Genomic DNA, 25,663 nt, shown 5'->3' on the forward strand with positions numbered 1-25,663 from the left:
AAGTATTGATTAGTCTTATACAATTATTTATTTTTCAGAAAATGGCCTGCGGAGAAAATATCCCGAAGTTAGATACTAAAAGTCCGCCCTTAACAGCCGAACTCCCTTTTCCCTCTGTTCAGCTCTCTTCTAATCCTCCAAGCCGACCGCATAATTCCGCCGTACCCAGTACATCGGCACAAATTCCCCGCCAATCCTTCTTCTATGTCTTCATCTGTGGGATGCGGGTTTTCTTCGAACAATGCTTTAAGCGCAATGATCATTCCGGGCGTACAGTAGCCGCATTGGAAGCCGCCTTCTTCCAGGAAAGCGGTTTGGCACATATCCAATTCTTCTATTTGGAGTCCTTCGATGGTTGTGATGGAGTGGCCGTCTGCTTGATAGGCCATCGTCATGCACGCATTGGCCAGCTTCCCGTCAATTAAAATGGAGCATGCTCCGCAGCGGCCGATTCCGCAGGACACCTTTGTCCCGGTCAGCTGAAATTCCTTTCTAAGCAGGTCGCTTAGACGAGCCGTGGGAATGGCTGCCGCCTCGCGCTCCTGCCCATTTACGGTCATTCGGTACTGTCCCTTTTTTACAGGAAGTGATCCAGCCTCTTTTACGTCCATTGCTTCAGCCCCTTTCTGTCTATCGCTTCAAGCAGCTCTTCTCTTGAAATCGGCAGCTTGTTTATCCAGCAGCCGACCGCATCATGTACAGCCTTTACAATCGCCGGAGTGATAGCGATCGTTCCGATTTCGCCGACTCCCCGCGGTCCGTATGCGTCTCCCTTCATTAGTTCTTCTATTGCGATCACCTTCATGAAAGGAACATCTTTGACGACTGGGATCAAATAGTGATCGAGATTTTCCGCGGCATAACGGCCGTCCGTCATTTTCGCTTCCTCCATCAGCGTATAGCCGAGCGCCATGGCGGCGCCGCCTTCAATTTGGCCCCGATACCCCTGCGGACTGACAACCGGCCCTGCCGCAATGGCGTGCTCACAATCTATCACTTTGACATCGCCTGTTAACAGATCAACTTCCACCTCAACAGCCGCCGCTCCAAATGAGTAAAGGAAATGGCCGCCCACCACGGGATCAGGCGTTGTCGGAAAATCAAATGCCGTTTCCTCTGCCAAAGGGCCTTTTTCAGCCAGCTCTTTATATGTCACCATGAGCTCCTCTGTGTTTTTATCACGCAAGCCTTTAGCGCCGGGAATAAGGGTTTCCGCTGAACAGCCGCTCCATTCTGCCGCCCGTTTTTTCAAGCGGGAAAGAAACGGCTTTTTCAAACGGTGAATTGCGTGCCATACCATGCTTGTGCCGCGGGATGCCGTGGAGGAGCCTGACTTCGGCACTTTTGCGGTATCCCCAATGACAATGGTAATATCCTCTGCGGCACACCCAAGCTCCTCTGTGACGATATGTTCAATCGCTGCCAGAATGCCCTGTCCGCATTCTTCAAATCCGAACGAAGCTATGATTTTTCCGTCACCTGAAAGGGACAAACGGCCTCCCGCCGCATCCATTCGGCCATAGCCCAGCCCGCCGCCGTGCATCGTTATTGCCGCTCCCGTGCCGCTCCGTATATACCCGGAGTACCGGCGTTTTCTTGTCAGAATGGGAGATTCAGAAATGGCATTCAGCACCTGTGCCGCTCCGTCAGTCGGTGCAATCCGATGCTCCAGCGGCCCTAAGTCATGCGGTTTTCTGATATTTTTTCTTCTCAGCTCCAGCGGGTCGATACCGAGCCTATCACTGAGACGGTCGAGATGGGTTTCAAGGGCAAATGTGATTTGATTGCCGCCAAAGCCCCGGAATTCTCCCGCCACCCCGTTGTTCGTAAACACAGATATCCCTTCCGTCCGGATATTCGGAATACGGTACGGCCCCGCGGCATGCTCGACTGAAAAATCAAGAACGGCGGGTCCAAGTGTGGCGTAAGCGCCTGTGTCCGCCACAATTTTTACGTCATGAGCCAAAAGCTGTCCTGTTTGATCAGCTCCCGTTTTTATTGTCACCTTCATCGGATGGCGCTTAATGCCAGAATGTACAGATTCCTTTCTCGTCTGATGGATTGTGACAGGGCATCCGCTTTTTCAGGGCCAAAAGCGCGGCATACGGCTGGATATTCAGCTCATCCTTTCCTCCGAACGAGCCGCCCATCGGACTCGACACCACCCTGATCTTCTCTTCAGGAATGCCAAAAATACGAGCAAGCTGGAAACGGTCTTTATAGCCGTGCTGTGTTCCTGCATACATCGTAAAGCCCCCATCATCCTCCGGAACGGCTGTGCCTCCTTCCGTTTCCATATACGTATGCATCTGCCGGGGCAGCTCATAGGTTTCTTCAAAGACTGTGTCACACACCCGAAACCCTTCTTCCGCATCACCGTGTGCAAAACATGCACGGTGCAGAATGTTGCCGTCCTCGTGCAGTCTAAGCGCGTCCGGCAGAAGCGCTTTTTCAGGTGAATCAATGACCTCCAGTTCTTTATATTCAACGTAAATCAGCTCCAGCGCAGCCTCCGCGATTTCCTCCGTTTCCGCAGCCACGGCGGCAATCGCATCCCCGACATACCGTACTCTGTCCTCGCATAAAACCGGCTGATCAGGGATGACGATGCCAAATCGGTTTAACCCGGGAACGTCTTTATGAGTGACGACAGCCCGCACACCTTCCATTTCTTCAGCTTTCATGGTGCAAATCGACACAATCTCCGCATGAGGATAAGCGCTTCTTAACACCTTGCCATACAGCATTCCGCGAAAGCTGAGATCGGTCATATATTTCAGTTCCCCTGTGACCTTTTCTCTTCCATCCGGCCTGACTCTTGACGGTTTGTTGATGACCATTTATTCTCCTCCCTCAGCCATCAGCTCTGACATAATGACGTTGGCAGCCGCTTTTTTTCTGTATGCCGCCGACATAAAAGCATCTGCGGAAAATGGCAGCTCATGGATAAGCGTTTCGTACAGCTCGTGCGGATCACACCCTGCCATCCGCTTCGCTTCACTTTCCAATAATCTTTCAGGTGTAATATCGGCATGGCCGGCGGCGAGACGAATGCCGCCGCCTTTCAAAAAACGTCCGGCCGCTACAGCAGCCGCTCCTGTAAAAGCCTGACGCCTCCCAAGCTTGCGGTAAAACACACGCTCTCCCTCCGCACGCGGGATGATGACACGCGTGACGATATCAGCTCCATCGTTTTCATTTGCGAGCCAATCGCCAATCGGCAGTCTGATCAGCTCCTTTTTGTACACAATCAGCTCCGCATCAAGCACGAGCAAGAGCGGAAGCAAATCGCCGATTTTACTCGCGATATTTCCGCCAATTGTGGCCCGGCTGCGGATACCCGGTGCGGCGACGGCGGAAGCAGCGTCGCTGAAACAGCGAAGCGCACTCTTGATGAAAGGATGCTTTCTGCATTCATTCAGTGTCGTGAGCGCTCCGATCGACACGTGGGTGTCACTGACGCTGATCCCCCTCATCTCTTCAATTCCTTCCAGACTGACAAGATGCTGTTTCGGAAGAATTCCCTTATCCCACTGAAGCTGAAGCAGTGTGCTGCCCGATGCGGCACACACATCCGGGGCAAACTGCTCTAGAAGCGAATAGGCTTCATCGAGCGCTGCCGGTTTCCATAATTGAATGTTCATTCTCGCTTTTGGCACTTGCCCGTTCATACCATCACCCTCCTCACCATCTCATATTCCTCCGGTGTATCAATATCGTTCAGCTCCGCGCTTTCCTTTGCCTCCAAAACGGCTCCTCTTCCAAGCTGCCCGTTTTTCAGAAGTCTGCGGGCCCCTTCATCTCCCTTTAGCTTCTTTATATAAGGAAAACACGCTGCTGAGAAATAGATTGGCGGGGCAGGAGCGCCTAAAGATGAAGACACGGCAAACGACTCAGGCGCCATTGCCGCAAGGGCATTGAGATGATCAACAGAAAGCTGCGGCTGGTCGGCTAACAAAATGACAACGCCGTCCGCTCCCATGCTTTCCGCTTTTCTCACCCCGCTGCTGACTGAATGCCCTTGACCTTTTTCTGCGTCTCGACAAACGTGCAGACTCCAGCGTTTTCGAAAAGGCGGAGCGTGATAGGGCGCTCCCATCCACTCAAGGGAAGCATGTTTTGTCCGCTCGACGATCAGCACGTGATCAAGGCCGGACAGAAGAGCCGTTTTCAAGGAAAGCGATCCGATCGTTTCTCCTTTTAGCGGCAAAGCCAGTTTGTTTCGGCCCATCCTTTTACTTTTGCCGGCAGCGAGAAACACGCCGATCAGATAGGGGCTTCTCATACAACCGCCAGCCGTTTTCTTGTTTGAATGATTTCGGCAACAACGCTGACGGCGATTTCCTCAGGGCCTTCCGCACCGATTGACAGCCCGACCGGACTGTAAAAGTGAGCCGGCGGCTGTTTTCCGTTCAGCAGCCGCTTCGTGCGGTTAGCCGAACCCAACAAACCGATATAATGAAGATGTTGAGAAAATAAAAAGTCGATGATCGCTTGATCGTGCTGAAAATGGTGGGTTGCCACAACAGCTGCATCCTGCGGCAAAAACTGAAATTCATTAAGCATTTGTTCCGGAAAAGCGGTGATCAGCCGATCCGCTTTTGGGAATAGAGAGGATGTGCAATAAACGGGACGCCAATCTGTCACGATCACAGAAAATCCTGTATCAGCCGCCAAATTGGCAAGCGGCACAATATCCGGCCCCGCTCCGAACAGAATGAGGCGCGGCTTCGGTTCAATCCGCTGCATAAACAGGTTGGCAGATGGATCAAAATGCGGTAAATGAAGCGCAGAAACGGTACGTTGTATGTCTTGCAGAGGCGCGCCCGGCCAATTCCCGAAATGCCCGTTTTCCGTCAGAAATAAAGAACGGGAGGAGTCAATCTGCGTAACAGCTGTTACTGCTTTGCCAGCATGAAGGCAGTCTCTCACTCTTTTATAGTGCCGTCTTTTTTCCTGAGTGATTGTTTCCGCATGAATATGAATCACGCCGTTACATCCGGCTCCCATGCCCCAGGAAAGATCGTCCTCCGCCCGCATATCATAAGAAATCAGCGCTGACGTCAGCTGATCACCCAGCTCACTGATTCTGTGGAATAAATCTTCTTCCACACATCCGCCGCTCAGCAGGCCGACCCTTCCCCCATTTTTCTTAAAGAGCATAGAGGCGCCTGCTTTTCGATATGCGGAACCTTCTACTTGAACAATGGTCGCCAGCACAGCCTCTTCCTGATCTTCCAGGAGCGCATCTACCATCATGTGCAAATTTGCCAATACTGTATCCCCCTCTCATACATTGCTGTGAGAATCAACAAGTTCAGCGTAATTTTATAGGTAACTTGTATAAAGAATAGATGATGGAAGAAAAAATGACTCATGCTTCGTCAGAAAATACAACACGGAGAAAGAAGATTTGTAAAAAGAGTCAAACGGAGAAAAACGGATTGGAGAAATAGCACATCATATGACTAAAAAAGCTTGCGGAGATTCCGCAAGCTTTTCTTTATACCGCCGCCTGACGGCCGGCGTTTTCATACACGTCAAGCGCCGCTTGGAGCGCTTTTCCCGCTTCAATCGCTGCACCATGTCTGAGCAGCACAGCCTCTAAGCCAGCAAGGACGAACAGCACGTTTTCTTTTCTGCAGCTGTAGCCCATCGTGCCGATTCTCCAGATCTTCCCCGCCAGCGGACCGAATGAGCTGGCAATTTCGATGCCGAATTGCGCCAGCAGCATGCGGCGGACAGACTCGCCGTCAATGCCGTCCGGAATTTCTACACAGGTGACAACAGGCATTTTGCAGCTGTCATCTCCAAACGGATTCAGCCCCATGGCCTGAATCCCTGCCGCTAATGCGTTCTCATGGCGGCGATGGCGCTCAAAGCGGGCTTCAAGACCTTCTTCAAGCACCAGCCTGACACCTTCACGCAAGGCATAGAGCATCGTCGTCGCTTCTGTATGATGATTAAGCCGTCTTTCGCTCCAATAATCCTCAAGCTGGCTCAAATCAAAATAATTGCTTGTGATCGGCCGGTTTCCCGAAAGCGCTGCCCTGTCCGCTTGTGTCGCAATCCCGCGCTCCACCTTTTTACGAGCCGCAATCACATCCGCCACCCGCTCATTATATGTAATCGGCGCCATTCCCGACGGAACCGACAAGCATTTTTGCGTACCGCCGATGGCCGCGTCAATCTTCCAATCATCGACTTTGACCTCGCAGCCGCCGATCGTCGCGACTGCGTCGACAACAAACAATGCATTGTGTGCGCGGCAGGCTTCGCCGATTGCTTTCAGCGGGTGAATCCGCCCTGTCGAAGTTTCGCCGTGCACCATCGCCACGATTTTCGGCTTCACTTTTGTCATTTCCCGTATGATGTCCTCCGGATCAAAAACCGTTCCCCATTCGCACTCAAGCGTATGAACATTTGCCCCGTACCGCTCGGCGATTTCAGTCAGCAAATAACCAAAGCGCCCGTAAATGGGGATGAGCACATCATCTTCAGGTTCAATGATACTCGCCAGCACCGCTTCGATTCCCGCCCGTGACGTGCCGTCAATCGGGTATGCCCAGCGGTTTTCCGTTTGAAACAGCTCCCGAAGCATTTCCATCGTTTCATTCATGATATCTGTAAACGCCGGATCAAATTGTCCGACAACAGGGGTGCCCATCACTCTTAATACACGCGGATCAACCTCAACGGGGCCCGGCGTCATAATCGTTCTTAACGGCGTGCATAATTCTTTTCTGCCTGACACAGCCATTCCTCCTTATCAATAAGCCAGTTTGTATAATAAATCAGTCAGTGCGCGGACGCCGATCTCAAGCTGTCTGGCTGAGGTATATTCCTTCGGTGAGTGGCTGATGCCGCTTCGGCTAGGCACAAACAGCATACAAGCCGGATGGCGCCGTCCGATCATTTGCGCGTCATGCCCTGCTCCGCTCACCATTTCCTCACAGCTGATGCCGTTTTCTGCCGCCGTTTCAAAAGCCGCATCCTTCAGCCTTTTGTCCATCGGCACAGGCTCTATCCGCATATATTCATCAATCACGGCGTGAATTCCTTTTTGATGGCAAATTCGGTTGATCAAAACAGCCATATCTTCATGAAATTGCTTCAGCACGCGCTGGTTTTGATGGCGTATATCGATTGAAAACTGCACCCGCCCCGGAATGACATTGGCTACATTGGGTTCGGCCGTTATTTTTCCGCATGTCAGACGGAGCTCATCCGGCTGCTCTTCTGCGCGCAGCAGCAGTTCATGAATGATGCGGCTGCCGGCTGCGAGCGGGTCCTTGCGCCATTTCATGGAGGTGGTTCCTGCGTGATTGCATTCTCCTTCGAGCGTGACGAGATATCGTCTCTGCCCCGCAATACTGGTCACGATGCCGAGATCCCGGCCTGACATTTCCAACGTCTGCCCCTGTTCAATATGCAGCTCAACAAATGCGCTGATATCTGTCCTATATGCTGACTGAAACACACCTTTGCCAAAACCGCTCTCATACATCGCTGTTTGGAGGGAGACTCCCGACTCGTCTCTTGGCTCTTTTGCATCTTGTTCTGAAAAAACACCCGTCATATTCCCCGACCCCCAATAGGTCATTGGAAAACGGCTGCCTTCCTCCTCACATAAGGAGACCGCCTCGAGCGTTTTTTTCGGCGCTCCGTATGTTTCCTTGAGCTGCTTTAACGCAAGCATTGCCGCCAGAACGCCATAAGCGCCATCATACTTTCCCCCATTGATGACAGTATCAATGTGCGAACCGGTTACAATCACTTCACCCGGAGACTGGGTGCCCGAAAGTCTGCCGAAAACATTGCCGACGTCATCGAATCTTGTTTCAAGTCCGAATGAGGACATTTCCGTCTTCACTGCAAGCTGTGCGTCCATCCACTCTTTTGTGTACAAAAGCCTCGTTACACCGCCGTCTGCTGATGCGCCGTATTGGGCGAGCCATTCAATATAATCTGTGATGCTGTTTTTGACTGAAAGCTTCTGCTTCTCCATGTACTCCCCCCTCTGGCCGTTATGGTGACTTCATTATAGAAGGAGGAACACGACAGTTCATTGGCAGATTAACCAAAAAAACGTTTATTTTTTGGTCACAGTATCTCATGTAAAGCCCACAGAAAACACAGTAATCAGCCGCAATGGATGAAAGAACCAGCGAGAGGAAAAAAGGAGGACAAAAAACCTTTCATATGAACAAGCCAAGCTTTGAGGGAGAAGCGATGCGCAGAGCGCGGGCCGGATGAAAACAGAAATACCGGCAGCTTGCCTCCTCCTAACTGAAGCAAAAACCGAGTCTCAGGATACCCCCCAAAGGAACCAATTTACAATTTTAATGAAAAATATACAAAATGACACTTCTATCCTTTATATCAATTTTAGATAATAGATATGAGTTGATAAAAGGAGGGCAAGCGATGACAAAAAAAGCATGGTTTCTGCCGTTCGTCTGTGTATTACTGATTTCCGGATGGTTTGCGCCGGCAGCTTCAGCAAGCGCGCAAACCGCATTAAGCCTGAATGACCGATTGGCGTCTTCCCCTTCAGGAAAAGTGAGCCTTCTCTCATTAGCCGCACCCGCAGCACCTTATACTGATATTGACACCTATTATGAAGGGGCTGACGGAAAAACAGGGAAATCGCTAAAAAGCGCCCTGCACCGCATCATCAGCGGACACACGATGCTGTCCTACAGCGAAGTGTGGAACGCGCTGAAAGAAACCGATGAAGATCCGGCAAATCCGAATAACGTCATCCTGCTCTATACGAATGAATCTCGGTCCAAAAACTTGAACGGCGGCAATGTCGGCGATTGGAACCGCGAGCACGTCTGGGCGAAATCCCATGGCAATTTTGGTACGGGCAAGGGACCCGGAACTGATATTCACCATTTGCGCCCGGCTGATGTCCAAGTTAACAGCGCCAGAGGAAATATGGATTTTGACAATGGCGGCACTGAATATAAGAAAGCACCCGGAAATTATTATGATGGCGATTCATGGGAACCCCGCGATGATGTGAAAGGCGATATTGCCCGCATGCTGTTTTACATGGCTGTCCGTTACGAAGGTGATGACGGCTACCCTGACCTTGAGCTTAATCATAAGACAGGCAACGGCTCGGCTCCTTATATCGGCAAACAATCTGTCCTGCTCGACTGGAATAAACAGGACCCGGTTGACGACCGTGAGCGAAAAAGAAATGAAATCATTTATGAGAAATACCAGCACAACCGCAATCCATTTATCGACCACCCTGAATGGGCCGGCGACATCTGGCCGTAAGTAAAAGGTGCTCCTGAAAAGACATCTTCAGCATGAGCAAATTGCAGAAAAGCATAAAACAATCTCTAAATGATCTTACGCTGGCATATTCAGCTCGGCGCTGTCCCGATTCCAAAATCAGCATCGCTAAAAATATCTCTGTTTTTGATTTCTCCCTTGAAGAAAACGACATGAAGATCATCGATTCGTTTACCCGCCCGGACGTACCCATAAACGGTTAAGATCCCGCGCGGAGTATGAGGAGTTTTAAGAGAAGAAATACTCAATAAAGAACGTGGTATAGCGGCCGTCCTTTTCAGCGAATTAATTATCCCGTAATCACAGCTGCCCTGCTGATTTTAAGTCTTTCACTTGCCGTTACATTAAACGGAGGGACGCGGTTTCACCATCCTTATAGAGTCAGACTGTTTTAAAAAAGACCCCATCGGGTCTTTTTTTGTGTTTTTTCAAATCATTTCCTTTACAGGATTGACATTACACCTTCAAATACATATAATCCTATAAAAATAGTAAGGAATGAATCTATGAAGGAAGGTGGCCATTCTGATGAAGCGAAAAAGGGTCTGCACTCTCATAATCATAGCTGCTTTTTTAAGCCTCACTGCATGTACAGCCAATGAAACAAATGGAAAGCAGCCCATTCGAATCGGATTCCAAAAAGGAAATACGCTGCACCTTTTAAAAGAAAGCCGCTATTTAGAAAAACGATTACCGCACGAGAAAATTGAATGGATTGAATTTGAAGGCGGCGGGGCTTTATTGGAGGCGCTGGCTGCCGGAAAGATTGATTACGGCAATGCCGCTGACGGATCAGGTATTTTTGCGCAAAGCTCCGGCAAACACATTGTCTACGTGGGTGCGAGTCCGCCAAATTTATCAGGTGTCGGTGTCGTCGTAAAAGAGAATAGCCCCATTCAATCCTTTGCTGATTTAAAAGGGAAAATGATAGCCGCGAATAAAGGGGGAAATCACCATTATCTCGCTCTCTTGGCTTTGAAAGCCGCCGGGTTAACCCAGCACGATGTCAAATGGGCTTTCGTATCGGATGCCGCCCAAGGCAGGGCTGCTCTGGAATCGGGTGAAGTCGATGCTTTTGCAACGTACGATCCGTTCCTCGCCGGAGTCGAAGAAAATGGACATGTGAGAACTCTCTCCCATCATGTTACGGCTTATCCGAATCGAACGTTTTACTATGCTGCACCGCAATTCGTACGCGAACACCCCGATCTGGTCAAATCTATATTAGAGGAGACTGACCGCTCAGACCGATATGCCAGCACGCATCAAAACGAAATCGCCAGCCGTATCGCGACTCTGACCGGTATTCAGTCTAATATCTTGAAACGGGCGACAAAGCGAAAAAACTACGGCGTGAATACGCTGACGAAAGACATCATATCCGCCCAGCAGCAGCAGGCAGATGACTACTATCAGCTCGGATTAATAAAAGACCCGATCCGCGTTTCTGACATCATGCCTCTCGATCCTTTGCGGAAGCCTGTTTTAAAAGAAAGTAAAGGAGACGAATGATGATGAGAAAAAGTGTACTTCCCTGGCTGGTGCCGATTTTTATTCTAATCGTTTGGCAATTATTTTCTTCCTCACATGTATTATCAGAGGGTCTTTTTCCTTCTCCGCTATCTGTTTTAAAAGCATTGTGGGAGCTCGTCACAAATGGAGCGCTTGCTCTGCATTTACAAATCAGTTTAGCGCGTGCACTGAGCGGATTATTGATTGGCGGACTGTTCGGCTTTGTCCTCGGTATTATCAACGGCTGGTCAGCGCTTTCCTTCCGTCTGCTAGATACAACCATCCAAATGATCCGGAACATTCCGCACTTTGCCCTTTTGCCGCTTGTCATTGTCTGGCTTGGAATCGGCGAAGCTCCGAAAGTATTTCTCGTCGCGCTTGGCGTCATGTTCCCCGTCTATATTAATACGCTCCATGGCATTCGGAACGTGAACCGCGAACATATTGAAATGGGGAAAATGTACGGCTTACGCGGTTTTCAATTATTCAAACAAATTTATTTCCCTTCCGCTCTTCCTTCTATATTCGTCGGCTTTCGTTATGCGCTCGGCGTGATGTGGCTGACCTTAATCGTTTCTGAAACAATCGCCACAAGCAACGGAATTGGCTACCTTGCCATGAATGCACGTCAATTTATGCAGACGGATGTCATTATCGTCAGCATTTTAGTCTACGCCTTATTAGGAAAAGCCGCCGACATCATTGCTCATATCGGTGAGCGCTATGCGCTTAAATGGCATCCTAATTATCAAAAGCAAGGATAGGAGTGAAAAAAATGGCACAGCCCTCTCAGAAAATAGAGTTGTATAACCAAGCAAATGAGCAAGCGGTCCAAATTAAATTGGACCATGTCAGCAAACAATTCGGCGGCACACAAGTCTTAAAAGACATTTCTTTGACAATTGAACAAGGCAGATTCACGGCCATCGTCGGAAAAAGCGGGAGCGGAAAAAGCACATTGCTCCGCATTCTGGCCCAGTTAGAACAAACGAGCTCAGGCCAACTGACATTCAGCGGCACAGATGAGAACAGCACCACAATGATGTATCAGGATTCACGGCTGCTGCCATGGAAAAAGGTCATCGATAATGTATTAATCGGGCTGCCGAAAGAGCGGACAGAAAAAGCAGAGGAAGTGCTGAAAGCAGTCGGATTGTGGAATTACCGCCACGCATGGCCCTATAAGCTGTCAGGCGGACAGCAGCAAAGGGTTGCCCTTGCTCGTGCTCTCATCAGAAAGCCGTCCCTTCTGCTGCTGGATGAACCGCTCAGCGCATTGGATGCCCTCACCCGTCTCGACATGCAGCAATTGATAGAAAAGCTATGGAAACAAAATGGATTTACAGCTGTGCTCGTCACACACGATGTGCAGGAAGCGGTCCGCCTTTCTGACCGCGTCATCATGATCGAAGACGGAGAAATCAGTTTCGACATCCCGATCCGCGCCAAACGCCCTCGCTCCTTGTCCGACAGCACACTCATTCAGATTGAACATGAGATCTTGCATCGAATTCTTCAGCGGACATGACAAAGGGATGATGCAGCCTGACATTCAAGAGAAAGCTGACGGAATCACTTGTCAGCTTTTTCTGCCTTTACAATATATGAATGCGCAAACTCTTCTAAGCAAAATAAGTGCAGTCTGACAGCAGTTAAAGGTGTATTCATATCATGCTTTACTTTATGCAGGAGTTCCTTTTGCTGTTTGAGTTCCAGTTCGCGGTATGTTGTTCTTTCAATTAACATTACCGACTTGATCAGTTCCCCAATCTGAGGTGCTCCTTTTTAGGAGCACCTTTCCTAATACACAGCCTCTTCCGTCTCCGCATCGAAAAAGACGGCGTGATCCATTTTCACTGCCAGCTGAATCGAATCGCCTGCGGCAATTCGCGTGTTCCCATCCAGGCGAACCGTCAGCCGCTCGTCCCCGCTTGTGACATGAACAATCAGCTCCGATCCCAGATTTTCATTCACTTCCACCTTCGCTTTACACACTGAATCAAACAGCTGTTCATTCCCTGTCATGTGTGTGATATGCTCCGGCCGGATGCCGGCAATCATCTGTTCTCCGGCGTAACCCTTTTCTCTAAGCCGCTTCGCTTTTTCTTCAGGAATGTGAAGCCGGATCGAAGGATTTGTGAAAAACAGCTCGCCATGCTGCTCTTCTATGACGCCCTTCAAAAAGTTCATTCCGGGAGAGCCGATGAAACCTGCGACAAACAGATTTTCCGGATAATGATAAATGTCATGAGGTTTCGCCACCTGCTGGATTTCTCCTTCATTCATCACGACAATCCGATCGCCCATTGTCATCGCTTCGGTCTGGTCATGTGTGACATAAATGATGGTGGCCTCTAAACGCTGGTGCAGCTTGCTGATTTCTGTACGCATCGTCACTCTCAGCTTCGCATCCAAATTGGAAAGCGGCTCGTCCATTAAAAAGACCTTCGGCTCCCTCACAATCGATCTGCCCAGCGCCACCCTTTGCCGCTGCCCGCCGGAGAGCGCCTTCGGTTTTCTCTTCAGCAAATGCTCAATCTCTAAAATTTGAGCTGCCGCATGAACCCGCTCGGTGATTTCCTGTTTGGACATTTTTCTGAGCTTTAATCCGAACGCCATATTATCAAAAACCGTCATATGCGGATAAAGCGCATAGTTTTGGAATACCATCGCGATATCACGTTCTTTCGGGGGGAGATCATTGACCCGCTCCCCATCAATGAGAAGGTTTCCTTCAGAGATGCTTTCCAGTCCCGCCACCATCCGCAGCGTGGTCGATTTTCCGCATCCTGACGGCCCCACCAGCACCAAAAGCTCCTTATCCTTTACATTTAAATCAAAGTCCTTCACCGTTAATTGTGAGTGATATGATTTTTTGACATGTTCAAATGTTAATGAAGCCATCAGACATTCCCCCTATCTTTTCATCTGTTATTTCGTCACTGGAAACAACTCGGTCTTTCTGTTATTTTTAAAATAATCAATTCCTATTTTTGCTATATTCCTAAAATAATAAATGCGAATTTGTATTATAACGTCATATTACATTATAATATGAATAACAGGTTAAAAGGAGGCTACCTTTTGTTAAACAATGGAAGTTCTACACCTTTATACATTCAGCTGAAACAAATCATCACTGATGATATCAAAAAGGGCGTGTATTCTCCCGCCGCCAAGCTGCCTACTGAAAACGAGCTTTGCAGCAAGTATAATGTCAGCCGCATTACCGTCAGGAAAGCCATTCTCGATTTAGTCGAAGAAGGCTATCTGATCAGGCAGCAGGGAAAAGGAACGTTCGTTAAAAGCCCTAAATTAAAACGGGAGCTGATTGCAGTAAACGGCTACTCGGAATTTATGGAATCAACCGGAAAAAAACCGAAACACCATGTGCTGTCCCATGAGATCATTCCGGCGGCAAACCTCATTGCTGAGAAGCTTCAAATCAATCCCGAGAGCCCTGTCGTTGAACTAAAACGGATTTTATATAACGATGACCAGCCGCTCACCTTTGAAGTGACACATTATCCGCTGGATCTGTTTCCCACTATTGATACGTTTATTGCTGACGGCGTATCCATGCATGATATTTTGAGACAGCAATACCAAGTTGTTCCGACTCACAATACGAAGCTATTAAATGTCGTATATGCCCAGCAGGAGGAAAGCAAATACCTGGATTGCGATATCGGCGATGCGCTGTTTGAAATTGATAAAACGGCTTTTACATCAAATGACCAGCCAATCTACTGCTCATTGTTTTTGATGCACACAAACCGTGTCACCTTTACCATCAACAGTCCCTACACATAACAGGTATAAAAAACGAGACACTGCTTACAGTATTCTCGTTTTTTCACTGCTTCCCCCGTCCTCCAAGCGAAAAGGATGTCCATAGCCGAAAGCCCCGTACACGCTGCAAGTTTTCGCAGCCGTTTCCGCCGCTTGGCGCAAAGCAGGCGTTATGTCCTGCTTCTCACAAAAGGCAGTCAAAAAACCAGCGATAAAAGAATCTCCCGCTCCAAGTGTATCTATTATATCAATTTCCACAATCGGCTGATGATAGATTCGGTCTCCCGCAGACAGGATCGCTCCCTGGCTCCCGCGGGTCAGACAAACGAATTTGGCTCCGTACCCATGTGCTTTTTCAATAAGCGCACCGCACTCTGACTCACTCAAATCGCTTCCTGAAAAAAACGCATACGTCACATAAGGACAGACCTTTCTCAAATAATCATCCTCCCGATTGGTTGAAAAATCAAAAGAGACCGGGATCAGCCCGCACAGCTGCGGAAGATCGTTCTCAAGCCGGCTGTACACACTGGTATGCAGCAGATCATGCCCGCTGATAAAGGCGAGATCTTTCTCCTGGAACACGAGCCGGAGCCGGGACTGAATGCCGCCTTTATTTGACCTGACAAAAATCCGGTCCCCCTGTTCATCAAGCGTGACAATCGCCATTCCGTTTTCTCCGTGCGCTTGGCGGATGTAATCCGCATTAACCTTCTCTAAATTCAGTACGTTCAAAAGATGTGCCGCAGCTTCGTCATTGCCGACAATTCCGATATAAGAAGCCTCGTGCCCGAGCCGTTTGGCAAGCACAGCGACGTTCAAGGCATTTCCTCCCGGGTAGAACGTGTCTTGATCCTTATAGTAATCGACAACGTTATCTCCGACCGCAATCAATTTCATTTTCCTTCCCCCTTTAACCTTTTACACTTCCGCTTGCAATCCCGCGGACAAAATACTTCTGCATCAATAAAAATAGAATGATAATCGGCGCGGCTGAAATCGTTAACCCCGCCAGCAGGACGCCCCAATCTGTCTGCAGCGCGTCTCTGAACTGCATCAGCCCGGCTGGAATGGTCCGCAAATTCTCATCATCTATGAAAATAATCGCAAACATAAACTCATTCCACGTATGATAAGCCGTCAAAATGCCGGAGGTGACCAGAATCGGCACACTCATTGGTAAGAAAATTCTGAAAAATACCCCGAAACTCGAACACCCATCTAAATAAGCCGCCTCCTCCAATTCTTTTGAAATAGAAAGAAAATAAGAGCGGATCAAAATGATGGTGAATGGAATCCGGTAAGCCGCATACGGCAGGATCAACGCCCAATACGTATTGTACAGGCCAAGCGACTGAATAATAGAATAAAGCGGCACAAGACTGACCTGCGGCGTCAGCATCAATCCGCCAAGACACAGCACCAAAAAGAATCCTTTTCCTTTAAACTCAAAACGGGAAAGTCCATACGCCGCCCATGCACTGATAAAGACAGTGATCACACACGTCAGCGCCGTGACAATGACACTGTTCATAAAATAAGAAGAAATCCCCTGATTCCAGGCCGACACAAAGTTCTCCGGATGCCACGAAGACGGCAGCGACCAGCTGTGCTCAAAAATATCGTCCGAGTTTTTAAAAGCGCTCATCACCATCCATAGAAGCGGGTAGGCGATCGCAATCAGATAAAGAAACAGAAAAACCCACACAGACGTTTCTCCGATGTACCATTTTCGTCTAGGCTTTCTTTTCTCCTCAATGCGCCGGTCAGGCACAGGCTCCAATCTGAACAAATCTGTCTTCTTCTGGGGCAGCATCTGTTAATCCTCCTTTCCGGTTTTAAAGAACTTCATTTGCATGAGCGACAATGCGAGGGTAATGATTAACACAACGGTGGCAATCGCTGAGGCATAGCCCATCATATCCTTTGTAAAGGCGCTTTTATATAAAAACGTGCTTAAAACTTCTGAAGCGTTGCCCGGCCCGCCGCCTGTCAAGATGTACGGTTCATTAAATACCGTAAAAGCCCCGGTCAGCGTCATGACGACCGCCACAAAAGACATCTCTTTCGTCTGGGGAACGGTAATGTGAAAAAACTGCTGAATTTTTCCCGCCCCGTCAAGCCGGGCCGCTTCATACAGTTCATCCGGTATTTTTTGGATCGACACAATGTACAGCATCGCAATATAACCGACAGATTGCCATTGAGACACGAAAATAACAGAAAGCATAGCCGTGCTGTCCTCCCCAAGCCAAGCCCTCGTCAGCTGATCAAGACCTGCCGCCTGAAGCAGCTGATTCAAAAGCCCCGTCTCAGGGTTGTAAATAAAATCAAACAAAAGCGCGATCACCGTCATAGAGATGACGACCGGCAAAAAGAAAACGGTGCGAAAAAACGGCGACCACTTTCTGACCAGCTTATCCTCAAGCACCGCCGCCAAAATCAAACCGCCAAATACCTGGCATACAATGGAGATCACGGCGTAAAGCACATTATTGGAAAGTGCCTGGTAGAAGACAGGATCATGAAACAGTTCCACATAGTTTTTCAAGCCGATAAACGTTTTTTCCGGAGAAAAAGAGCTCCACTGAAACAAGCTGAGGAAGACATTCTCAAAAATCGGGATATAAACGAAAAGTAAAAAAACGAGAGCGGGCACCAAAAACAAATAGGGGATTATTTTATTCTGATTGACCAAGGATATCTCATCTCCTTTATAAAAAGAAAAGGTGCAAAGCTTCACCTTTTCTTTGATTTATTCAGCTTGCGCCCTCACTTGCTTCGCTGCTTTTTGAACGGTCTGCATCACCTGCTCCGGTGTCATGTCGCCGCCAAGCATTTGCTGGACGCTCGTTAGGTACGCATCTGCGACTTCAACATCGACATCCATATCAAACCATGGAACCATTGATTTGGCATCAACAATATGCTGAACGGCTTCACGCTGGACGGCTGTAGAATTTTCTTCAGTTGCCGTTCCTTGCACCGCACTGTATTTTCCGACATCTTTGACGAGCTTTTCCCCCATTTTCTTCGACGTCAGAAACTGCAAAAATTCCACCGCTTCCTTCGGATGTTTTGTTTTTGAGGAAATCATGAATCCTTCCGGCGCTCCCGTTAACGCTTCTGAAGATCCTTTTTGCCCGCTGATTTCAGGGAATGGGAACATCCCCAGATTCACCGGTTCAACCAGCTTGATCTCCGCTGTTTCCGCATATATCATCGCCGACTTTCCGCTCTTAAATTGCTGCCTTACATATTCGTGGTCGACGGAGTTTACATGTTTATTGAAGTAAGGCATCAGCTCCTGAAGCTTTTCAAGTGCTTTTACATAGCCTTCATCGGTAAATTCACCTGTTTTGGCGTTATAGTCCTTTTCCCGGGTTTTTTCATCGACCATCCGCTGATTGAGCGTGCCGATATAGTGGGAGATTGTCCAAGTTGCCTTTGTGCCGAAGCTGATCGGTGTGTAGCCATGTGCTTTCAGCTTCTTTGACACATCGATTAATTCATCCCATGTCTTCGGCGGATTAAGGTTCAGTTTTTGAAAAATGTCTTTATTATAGAAGAATGATTTAGCGTCCATTTGCCACGGCACGCCATATTGCTTGTTTTCATAAGTAAATGGTGTAATTTGCGATTGAACGAGCTGTGATGACCAATCGGTATCATTTTTGTAGTAGGACGAGAGATCAAGTGCTTTATTGCCTTTGATGAATTTAAAAGCAAACTCGTCGCTCCAAGAGAAGTAAATGTCTGGAGGACTGGTGGTTCCCAGCATAACCTTAATTTTGTCTTTATAGGAGTCATTCAAAACGGATTCAATTTGAATGTCGATATCCGGGTGCTTTTTTTCAAATTCCTTTACAACCTCTTGAAAGTAACTTTTTTCCGGCTCCTTCGGCCATCTGTGGAAAAATTTCAATGTCACCTTTCCGTCCGCTGAACTGCTCTGACTCGAACAGCCTGCAATGGTGAGCAAACTGACAGCTGCAATGATCAAGAACAACAACATTTTCTTCAAAGGGTTGGCCTCCTCTGGACACTAGACTATAATGTTATATAACATTATAGTCTAGTGCATAATGGTTCCTCATTTTCAGATCAATACTCAACTTTCCACATGTATCTTCTATGAGATAAAGGATGATTTCTCGCCTCTGCCAGTTCGTCTGCGTAGCTTCTCAGCACACGGTTGAGGACGAGCGGGGCAAGATAGCCTTTAACTGAATCGTCAATTGCAGTGAAATCGTAAGATGCGGCATCAAGCACAGTGAGCTTTCTGCCATACTTTTTCGAGAAGGAAAGCGCCCGCTCTTCAAGAGGTCTTGTTTCGTCTAAGCCGAGCAGGATAATAAATGGAACGGATTCATCAATGATTTCAAATGGTCCGTGAAAATATTCTCCGGCATGAATGGCGTGGGAATGAATCCATTGCATTTCCATGAGAATGCAGATGCTGTAGGAGTAAGCGACACCGTAGTTTGCACCGCTTGCCATTGTGTAAATGATGCTTTCTTTTTCATGAGCCTTTGCGAATTGCTGTGCGTTGTCAGCTTCCTGCTTAAGGGCTCCTTCATACACAGCCTGTAATTGGTCTAAGCCTTCAATTGCCTGCTCAAATTTCGTGTTTTTTTCTAACACTTGCAGGGTTCCGAAAACGATTTGATACAAAACGCCATAGTTCGTATTGATCGCAAGCGCCTCATCACCCCAATCGTACTGGGCAACATATTGCGCTTCCTGTGCTAAAGGAGACTCCGGTTTATACGTCATCGCAATCGTAAGTGCGCCTTTGCCCCTTGCAAACGCGGCAGCTTTAACTGTTTCCGGGGTATTCCCCGAATGCGAGCACAAAATAACAAGAGACTTTTCACCAAGCTGAACAGGGTTGCGCTGAATAAATTCGTTTGAGCTGTAAAGGTCTGAGCTGATTGATTTTGACTCCCTGTCAAACACATATTTACTCGGATACATAATGGCCGAAGACCCTCCGCAAGCGACAAAGAAGACATGGTCAATGGTTTTCCCTTTCAAATCCTGCAAGAAAGCTTGAACCTCACGATTTACTTTTGCTGTGGCCTGACTCAAATCCTTCACTCCTTATTCTTATTATATAACGTTATATAACATTATATATTGTTATATTAATCGCAATAAAGGTGTGTTGTCAATTATATTTTCTGAAATTTCTAAAATATAAAGCGAGATTGTCTTTATTCCCGCACTCTCTTGACCTGACCCTTAGAGACACGTTTAGAATAAAAGCAGGGAGTGATGCAGAATGAATATAAAAGAAGCCGCCCGGCAGACGGGTCTCACGAAAAAAGCCATCAAATATTACGAGCAGGAAGGTTTAATCACCGTCAGCAAAAACCCTGATAACGGATACCGTGAGTATTCCGCAAAGGATGTAAATACACTGAAAATGATTGCCGCCCTCCGAATGCTGGCACTGTCCGTAAGCGATATTAAAGCGTTCCTCTTAGAGGGCAGCAGCCTGCATGAGATACTGCAGCAGCAGCATCAAAAGCTCAGCCGGCAGATTGAAGGGCTTGAGCAGGAACGGAAACTCACCGAACTGCTGCTCAAACGCGTGGAGGGTGCAGAAAATGTCGATTCCATTTTACATGACATCGGCGAAGTCCAAATAGACGAACCGAAGTATATGGGGCTTCAGCTGAAAAAACTGTTCCCGGGAGATTTCGGAAAATTTATCGCCGCGCTGTTTGAACCGTTCCTCGACTTTTCTATTGATACAGATGAGAAAAAAACGACATGGGCAGAGCTTATTAAAGTATTGGATGATATGGAAGAAGTGCCGGCCGCACACCCGATGATGCAACTGGTCGGCAGCGAGGATCCGGCTCAGCTCCAGCAGCACAAAGTCCAGCATGACCAATTCATCGAGCGGATTTTGGAGAGAGACCCCGCTACTTGGGACACTCATAAAAACACAATCATTCAGCTCGTAAAAAGAGTGCAGACAGATGAAGAATACAGAGAAAACCTGATCAAGGTCGGTGAATCCGCTTCGGATCTGCCGGCACTTAAGGCAGGTTCGCCTTTCAGCAATCTCCTTCAAAAGCTCAGTCCGACCTATGACAAATACGTGCGCCTTCAGCTTGAACTGAAAAAAGAAGCCGACGAGGAGCTCGGCTTTGATTCAGAGGCATATTTAAAAAAGATGCTGCAAATAAAAAAACGCTAAGGCCGATTTCCTTAGCGTTTCTTTCTTCAGCTTCAGTGCTGCGCATTAATGCGGTCCACGACATTAGCGATGAGCTGCTCTTTGCCTAAGTCGGAATCTTCGTCAACGCTTGCTACGGTCAAAATGATGGCCGCTACCGCAAGAGCGATCGTCTCAATGGCGGCTGCCGCGTTTAAAAACACCCAAACTGCCGTTGCGCATTGGCCGATGGCCGTTGATTTTCCTTTGTCCATGCTTTTTTTGTCAAATTCTTCTTTCAGCACTTTCGCCATAATCTGCGAACCTTGATCAATGACGCTGTTCACTTTCTCATAATCGCCGCTGTAGACAGCCGTTTTTAACTTTTTAAAATAATCCGGCGATGACTTTTTAATATCAGCGATCACCTGATCGGAAACTTGCTTTAATTCGTCCTGATTAATCTTTTTGACAGCTTTGGTATCCCACACCTCGGGAAGAAGCTTTGCGACCTCACCTTGTCCAAAAAAGATGCCGGAAAAAATGTCTTCACCCGAATAAGAGACGGCTGGCTTCGTTTGCGCTGTGGCATGCGGGCCGACTAATGCGACCATTAAAACAAACACCAACAGCATGGCGGCTGCTGACCTTTTACTTTTAACCATATAATTTCCTCCTTTTCCTTTTATTGAGAAAATTGTATCTGATAAAATAGGGATTGTAATGGTTCAAAGCTACTGTTTTCTCTGCCGGCACCAAAAACAGGACCAAAATACCAGACACTGTAATGGAAAATGAGGTAAGTCCAAGCATGACAGCAAAAATTTCATGCATAAAAATGGATATAAACAAGATCAGGCGCCAATATTTTTTCGGAGCGAACAAAGCGCAGAACATAATAGTTTGCACAATGAGCGTGCCCCAAGTCGGGATGATGACAAGCTTTGACTGCAACATAAAGTCAAACAGACTGTGAAGCGCATCCGGCAGCCCCAGCATCGGATCGTTCAAATAGTAATAAACGGCGGTGCCGTTCTGCCACTCTTCTTCCATCAGTTTGGCAATGACGGAGTTAAAGTACAGCATCGCGACCTGTATTCTGATGATTGTCAGTGTCGCCCAGCATAAGGAACGGTAATAAGGCTCAAGCGGCCTTTTCTCAAAAGACGCTTCGTACGGAGACCAGTGCCATTTCCGCGGATCAGTTAATGTCAAGGGGAGCAGCAGCAGCGTAAAGACGGCAGCCACCTGATCTCCCCCGTCAAGGGTAACGGCAGAGTTTTGGAAGCTGTATGAAATCCACCAGTGAAAAAAACCGGTTAGGCGGGGCCGCCAGCCAATGACAACCAGAATTAAAATACAGATACAAACGGCTTTGACGACCTCAATGTAACGGAAATCGGGAAACAGCAAGAACAGGCTGAACGTATCGGAAAAGCTGAGCATTTGATTTTGCGTTTTAAAGAAGACAGATGCCGGATTGAACAGCAATGTCAGAAGCGTGCCGAGCGCGATTAAACTTCTGGCAAGACCATACACATTTGTCCAAGGCGGATTCTTCATCATCCATAAGGTGAGCTGCTTTTTTGCATCCTGAATCAATTGACATCCACTCCGATGTATTTTTTGATGGTTCGTTTCGTTTCAGTATGGCTGCTCCATGCCCATGGGGTAATGCGTTCATATGTAATGATCATTTTTCCTTTCAGCCTTGGGGAGGGAGACTCATTTTTCATCTTCAAAAATGTGGTATTCTTAAAGTCTTGGCCGGCCGTGAAGTCGTTCCACTTTTCTTTGGAAGGCAGCTTTTCCAGCATAAGGCCGAGTTCTATCCCTTGCGTCCGTCCGTGCCGATTTAAACCGATCACGTTTTTCAGAGAATTATTCGGCCATCTGAGCTCCTCCCCGGCATCAAGAAGATAGATATTCAGGCTGTCTTCTCTCGGATCCTTACTGAAAAACCCCCAGCTTTGCGGATAAATCATAGAAACGGTTTTGGATTGATGTTTGGTTAATTGGATGGCGGAGCTTGGCAGTGCCGCGATAACGGTTAAAAACAAAACGATGATCCAGGCGGCCATGATAAAAAGAAAGAATGAAAACATGCCGGTTTGCTTCTTGTCAGTCAATCGAAACCCTCCTATTGTTTGGAAATTTCATTGACATGATTATACACCATTCAACAGGTAAAATATTGATAAATTAGATTTTTCGGACTAATATACTATTATATGTAAAAAAGGAGTGTTCATATGTTTTTGATGAATGATAAGGTGCTGTGGGGAGCTGTGGCTCTCGCCTTTATTCTGTCGATTGTGTTTTATCCGTTGCTTCCTGCTGATATGGCCATTCACTATGACGTGTCGAACCGTCCGAATACAGCTATTAATAAAACGGCCGGCGTTCTGATTTTACCCGTGCTTATGGTTGTCTGTATGTTATTCAGAAAACGGATCGTCCAGTTATTCCTCGTCGTATACTTTCTGCTGATCGTCCACATCGCGGTGCTGTGGCTGGCACTGTAACAACAATAAAACCGGAGCCTTGAAGGGCTCCGGTTTTCCTTATTTATAAAATACTTTCTCAATGTTGTATTTCGACTGAAGGGTATTGATCGCGTACGTTTCGTAAATTTCCCTTTCCATCGGATCATTGACGACACATACTTCAATTTTATACACTTCGTCCCTGTGATGTTTAACAGGCGACACATTGTCTTCAAAATGCTTTTTGATTCTTTGTCTTAATTTACGGGCTTTCCCGACAAACAGCAGCTCATCATGAATGTTATAAAACATAAATATGCCGCCTTTGTCTCTCGGAATTCGGTGAAAATCAATGAAACCGTAAATCGCTTTAATCGCCGGTTCATTTTCCGACGGTGACTGCTGCCGTTCCGTAATGGTTACATCAGGAGCAGGAAGGTTTATTTTTATCAAAATGGGTCACGTCCTCTTATTCATTAAAGCTCCATCCTATCATAAGAATGCGCTAAAAGCTATTTTTTATTCAAGCGCCCCGGCCGGATCATAAAGGCTCAAATCAATTTCTGTCTGCTGATCGAGCGCGAGTTTCGCCAGTTCAGCCCCCAGATACGGCCCGCTCGTCAGCCCTGAGGCGCCCAGCCCGTTGGCAACGAGAAGTCCGCTGATATTCGGCAGTCTGCCGATGACGGGTAGAAAACCGGGAGTAAACGGCCGGAAACCGACTCTTGTCTCCATCAAAGTACTATCTGAAAGCCCCGGCGCCACGGTTAATGCTTTATCAAAAATCTCGCGGAGACCGCCGGCCGTCACCCGCAAATCCATGCCGGTATCGTTTTCATGAGTCGCGCCCGCTACAATCCGGCCGTTTGCAAACGCGAGGATGTATTGATCATTTGGAGGCATGACGACCGGCCAGCCGCCCGTATCCTCATCCTGAAGCTCTAAATGAACGATTTGCGCCTTTTGGTACGATACTGAAAAAGCGGATGCCGAGCGGCTCAAGCAGCTCTCTCGCCCAAGCGCCGGCCGTTACGAGAACCTGATCGGCCAAAAGCGTGCGTTCTGCGGTTTTCACACCGATGACGGCACCGTCCTCTGTCAATATTGACGCCTCTTCATTGTAAACAGCCGCGCCGTGCTTAACGGCAGCGTTTAACAGCGCCTTACGAAGCGCCCTCCCGTTCACCCGGGCCGCACCGCTGATATGAACCGCTCCGTATTCCTCCGACAGCGCAGGAAACAATGCCTTCGTTTCTGCCGGAGTCAGTCTCGTAATGTCACCGATTTCGGGAGCGTCCTCTCTTCTTTTATAAGCTCTTTCCTCCATTTGGCTGAGCTTTTTTTCATCCGTATGGAGACTGACGGCACCGACCTTTTGATAACCGGTGTCCGTTTCTCCGTCGGCTTCAAGCTGCTGTATCAATTGGTTATAATAACGGGCTCCGCCTTTTGCGATCGCATACCATGCCTGATTGCGGCGCTGCGACAGCCACGGGCAGACGATTCCCGCCGCCGCGTCAGTCGCCTGCCCCTTGTGTTTCCGGTCAATGACCGTTACATCCGCACCGGCCTTTGCGAGATGATAAGCCGCTGACGCACCGAGAATGCCGGCTCCGATAATGATATAAGACTTCATGTGTAACACCTTTTCTGTCTGTTTTGTCTTATTTATTTTAACAAATGGAGCGCCCGGTTCCTACCGGAGTCCTGACAGCAATGATGAGTTTCGAAAACGGAAACGTATAATAAAAGGAATAGGTCCTTGTCTGGAAGCCGTTTTCCTCAAGAAGCTTTCTGTATTGAGACGTATTTTTAATATCTGACACAGCCAATGTGCCGCCAGGTTTCAGCACTCGCGCCATTTCCGCGATCGCCCGTTCCCTCTCTTTTCTGCCTGAAATGTTGTGTACGACAAAATGTGAAATGACAAGGTCAAACGTTTTATCAGGAAACGGCATATCTTGCGCGAGTCCGTCATACAAAGCAATTTCCCGCGCTCCTTCTGTCCGTCTGTTCTTTTCAAATGCGTCTCTCCCGTTTCCGCCCAGATCCCAGCCTGACCATTTGTCAATCGCTGAGACGTCAGCGCCTTTTTGAGCCGCGGCAATCGCTAACAGCCCCCGTCCCGTCCCAATATCAAGCACCTTCATGTCCGGCTTTAAACCGGAAAGCGCCAGAATACGATGGCGGTGTGAAAGTTTAATGGCCGTTGAATACAAGAGCACCCAAAGTCCGAGCACTAAAAACAAGGCGCCCGTCAGCCAGCCCCAGAAAACAGGAATCATGCCGCATAACGTGCCTGCGGCATAAAGGATCGCAAGTAAGATAAACCCAAAAGCCCCATAAGGCGCATCAATTCCGTATCGTGTTGTCATACCGTCAAGTCCTTTCA

General features: G+C 48.0%; 25 protein-coding genes and 4 pseudogenes. 8 read left to right on the forward strand and 21 right to left on the reverse strand.

All coding sequences use genetic code 11. The features are described 5' to 3' along the window. Nucleotides 1-89 precede the first annotated feature (89 nt). The 7 genes and pseudogenes from pucE to allC form a co-directional block, all read right to left on the reverse strand. A complete protein-coding gene (gene pucE, locus ACXN9U_RS14820; protein ID WP_060964368.1) occupies nucleotides 90-611 on the reverse strand; it encodes a xanthine dehydrogenase subunit E in 522 nt (173 codons plus the stop codon). Next, nucleotides 602-2,840, reverse strand: a pseudogene (pucD, locus tag ACXN9U_RS14825) (xanthine dehydrogenase subunit D). Before pucD ends, pucE begins: the two are co-directional and overlap by 10 nt. Next, nucleotides 2,841-3,671: a xanthine dehydrogenase subunit C gene (pucC, locus tag ACXN9U_RS14830; RefSeq protein ID WP_489201832.1), complete on the reverse strand. Its 831-nt coding sequence runs from the start codon at nucleotides 3,669-3,671 to the stop codon at nucleotides 2,841-2,843. Next, nucleotides 3,668-4,285 carry a xanthine dehydrogenase accessory protein PucB gene (gene pucB / locus ACXN9U_RS14835; protein WP_489201833.1) on the reverse strand — a complete coding sequence of 206 codons (618 nt, stop codon included), beginning with the start codon at nucleotides 4,283-4,285 and terminating at the stop codon, nucleotides 3,668-3,670. The genes pucC and pucB overlap by 4 nt, the downstream gene beginning before the upstream one ends. Continuing rightward, nucleotides 4,282-5,274, reverse strand: a complete 993-nt coding sequence (locus ACXN9U_RS14840; protein WP_489201834.1) for an XdhC family protein — start codon at nucleotides 5,272-5,274, stop codon at nucleotides 4,282-4,284. The genes pucB and ACXN9U_RS14840 overlap by 4 nt, the downstream gene beginning before the upstream one ends. Before the next feature lie 229 nt (nucleotides 5,275-5,503). Continuing rightward, complete coding sequence (gene pucG / locus ACXN9U_RS14845; RefSeq protein ID WP_489201835.1) at nucleotides 5,504-6,754, reverse strand: (S)-ureidoglycine--glyoxylate transaminase; 1,251 nt, start codon at nucleotides 6,752-6,754, stop codon at nucleotides 5,504-5,506. Between the two features lie 15 nt (nucleotides 6,755-6,769). Continuing rightward, complete coding sequence (gene allC / locus ACXN9U_RS14850) at nucleotides 6,770-8,008, reverse strand: allantoate deiminase (protein WP_489201836.1); 1,239 nt, start codon at nucleotides 8,006-8,008, stop codon at nucleotides 6,770-6,772. Between the two features lie 419 nt (nucleotides 8,009-8,427). Between allC and ACXN9U_RS14855 the strand changes: the two genes are divergently transcribed. The 5 genes and pseudogenes from ACXN9U_RS14855 to ACXN9U_RS14875 all read left to right on the forward strand — a co-directional run bounded on the left by ACXN9U_RS14855 (nucleotide 8,428) and on the right by ACXN9U_RS14875 (nucleotide 12,352). After that, nucleotides 8,428-9,294 (forward strand): endonuclease I family protein, encoded by an 867-nt coding sequence (locus tag ACXN9U_RS14855; protein ID WP_060964362.1) that lies wholly within the window; start codon nucleotides 8,428-8,430, stop codon nucleotides 9,292-9,294. 37 nt (nucleotides 9,295-9,331) lie between these two features. Then, nucleotides 9,332-9,544, forward strand: a pseudogene (locus tag ACXN9U_RS14860) (aldo/keto reductase); the annotation flags it as partial. A 296-nt stretch (nucleotides 9,545-9,840) separates the two neighbouring features. Further along, nucleotides 9,841-10,824 (forward strand): aliphatic sulfonate ABC transporter substrate-binding protein, encoded by a 984-nt coding sequence (locus ACXN9U_RS14865; RefSeq protein WP_060964360.1) that lies wholly within the window; start codon nucleotides 9,841-9,843, stop codon nucleotides 10,822-10,824. Then, entirely contained in the window at nucleotides 10,824-11,588 is a 765-nt protein-coding gene (locus ACXN9U_RS14870) for an ABC transporter permease subunit (RefSeq protein WP_489201837.1), read from the forward strand. Before ACXN9U_RS14865 ends, ACXN9U_RS14870 begins: the two co-directional genes overlap by 1 nt. Before the next feature lie 11 nt (nucleotides 11,589-11,599). Beyond that, complete coding sequence (locus ACXN9U_RS14875) at nucleotides 11,600-12,352, forward strand: ATP-binding cassette domain-containing protein (RefSeq protein ID WP_489201838.1); 753 nt, start codon at nucleotides 11,600-11,602, stop codon at nucleotides 12,350-12,352. A 92-nt stretch (nucleotides 12,353-12,444) separates the two neighbouring features. Here the strand turns inward: ACXN9U_RS14875 and ACXN9U_RS14880 are convergent. Next, nucleotides 12,445-12,609 (reverse strand): annotated as a pseudogene (locus tag ACXN9U_RS14880) (two-component sensor histidine kinase); the annotation flags it as partial. Between the two features lie 15 nt (nucleotides 12,610-12,624). Beyond that, nucleotides 12,625-13,728: an ABC transporter ATP-binding protein gene (locus ACXN9U_RS14885; RefSeq protein WP_489201839.1), complete on the reverse strand. Its 1,104-nt coding sequence runs from the start codon at nucleotides 13,726-13,728 to the stop codon at nucleotides 12,625-12,627. A 180-nt stretch (nucleotides 13,729-13,908) separates the two neighbouring features. Here ACXN9U_RS14885 and frlR point away from each other — a divergent pair, with 180 nt between their 5' ends. Further along, nucleotides 13,909-14,637: a transcriptional regulator FrlR gene (gene frlR / locus ACXN9U_RS14890; RefSeq protein ID WP_489201840.1), complete on the forward strand. Its 729-nt coding sequence runs from the start codon at nucleotides 13,909-13,911 to the stop codon at nucleotides 14,635-14,637. 24 nt (nucleotides 14,638-14,661) lie between these two features. Here the strand turns inward: frlR and ACXN9U_RS14895 are convergent, their stop codons facing one another. The 5 genes from ACXN9U_RS14895 to frlB form a co-directional block, all read right to left on the reverse strand. Next, entirely contained in the window at nucleotides 14,662-15,516 is an 855-nt protein-coding gene (locus tag ACXN9U_RS14895) for a fructoselysine 6-kinase (protein ID WP_489201841.1), read from the reverse strand. A gap of 13 nt (nucleotides 15,517-15,529) precedes the next feature. Continuing rightward, nucleotides 15,530-16,432: a carbohydrate ABC transporter permease gene (locus ACXN9U_RS14900; RefSeq protein WP_060964354.1), complete on the reverse strand. Its 903-nt coding sequence runs from the start codon at nucleotides 16,430-16,432 to the stop codon at nucleotides 15,530-15,532. A gap of 3 nt (nucleotides 16,433-16,435) precedes the next feature. Continuing rightward, on the reverse strand, nucleotides 16,436-17,314 hold the full coding sequence (locus ACXN9U_RS14905; RefSeq protein WP_060964353.1) for a carbohydrate ABC transporter permease: 879 nt from the start codon (nucleotides 17,312-17,314) through the stop codon (nucleotides 16,436-16,438). A gap of 57 nt (nucleotides 17,315-17,371) precedes the next feature. Next, entirely contained in the window at nucleotides 17,372-18,640 is a 1,269-nt protein-coding gene (locus ACXN9U_RS14910; protein WP_060964352.1) for an ABC transporter substrate-binding protein, read from the reverse strand. An 80-nt stretch (nucleotides 18,641-18,720) separates the two neighbouring features. After that, nucleotides 18,721-19,707: a fructosamine deglycase FrlB gene (gene frlB / locus ACXN9U_RS14915; RefSeq protein ID WP_016938024.1), complete on the reverse strand. Its 987-nt coding sequence runs from the start codon at nucleotides 19,705-19,707 to the stop codon at nucleotides 18,721-18,723. 193 nt (nucleotides 19,708-19,900) lie between these two features. Between frlB and ACXN9U_RS14920 the strand changes: the two genes are divergently transcribed. Then, the gene (locus ACXN9U_RS14920) at nucleotides 19,901-20,827 is read left to right on the forward strand and encodes a MerR family transcriptional regulator (protein ID WP_060964351.1); all 927 of its coding nucleotides are present in this window, start codon (nucleotides 19,901-19,903) and stop codon (nucleotides 20,825-20,827) included. Between the two features lie 32 nt (nucleotides 20,828-20,859). On the opposite strand, the gene ACXN9U_RS14925 is transcribed toward ACXN9U_RS14920, so the two are convergent. From ACXN9U_RS14925 to ACXN9U_RS14935, 3 genes and pseudogenes are all read right to left on the reverse strand, one after another. Then, entirely contained in the window at nucleotides 20,860-21,450 is a 591-nt protein-coding gene (locus ACXN9U_RS14925) for a sporulation delaying protein family toxin (protein WP_060964350.1), read from the reverse strand. 84 nt (nucleotides 21,451-21,534) lie between these two features. After that, nucleotides 21,535-22,351 (reverse strand): annotated as a pseudogene (locus tag ACXN9U_RS14930) (sporulation-delaying protein SdpB family protein); the annotation flags it as partial. 32 nt (nucleotides 22,352-22,383) lie between these two features. Next, nucleotides 22,384-22,914: an SdpA family antimicrobial peptide system protein gene (locus tag ACXN9U_RS14935; RefSeq protein ID WP_060964348.1), complete on the reverse strand. Its 531-nt coding sequence runs from the start codon at nucleotides 22,912-22,914 to the stop codon at nucleotides 22,384-22,386. Nucleotides 22,915-23,037: 123 nt separating this feature from the next. On the opposite strand from ACXN9U_RS14935, the gene ACXN9U_RS14940 reads away from it, so the two are divergent. Beyond that, nucleotides 23,038-23,310 (forward strand): DUF1648 domain-containing protein, encoded by a 273-nt coding sequence (locus ACXN9U_RS14940; RefSeq protein ID WP_060964347.1) that lies wholly within the window; start codon nucleotides 23,038-23,040, stop codon nucleotides 23,308-23,310. A gap of 39 nt (nucleotides 23,311-23,349) precedes the next feature. Here the strand turns inward: ACXN9U_RS14940 and ACXN9U_RS14945 are convergent, their stop codons facing one another. From ACXN9U_RS14945 to ACXN9U_RS14960, 4 genes are all read right to left on the reverse strand, one after another. Next, entirely contained in the window at nucleotides 23,350-23,724 is a 375-nt protein-coding gene (locus ACXN9U_RS14945; protein WP_003151888.1) for a nucleotide excision repair endonuclease, read from the reverse strand. Between the two features lie 66 nt (nucleotides 23,725-23,790). Beyond that, a complete protein-coding gene (locus ACXN9U_RS14950) occupies nucleotides 23,791-24,273 on the reverse strand; it encodes an NAD(P)/FAD-dependent oxidoreductase (RefSeq protein WP_489201842.1) in 483 nt (160 codons plus the stop codon). Next, nucleotides 24,200-24,907 (reverse strand): NAD(P)/FAD-dependent oxidoreductase, encoded by a 708-nt coding sequence (locus ACXN9U_RS14955; RefSeq protein ID WP_489201843.1) that lies wholly within the window; start codon nucleotides 24,905-24,907, stop codon nucleotides 24,200-24,202. The genes ACXN9U_RS14950 and ACXN9U_RS14955 overlap by 74 nt, the downstream gene beginning before the upstream one ends. Before the next feature lie 37 nt (nucleotides 24,908-24,944). Next, nucleotides 24,945-25,646 carry a class I SAM-dependent methyltransferase gene (locus tag ACXN9U_RS14960; RefSeq protein ID WP_489201844.1) on the reverse strand — a complete coding sequence of 234 codons (702 nt, stop codon included), beginning with the start codon at nucleotides 25,644-25,646 and terminating at the stop codon, nucleotides 24,945-24,947. Between the last annotated feature and the right edge of the window lie 17 nt (nucleotides 25,647-25,663).

The organism is Bacillus sp. BACIII, from assembly GCF_057836745.1.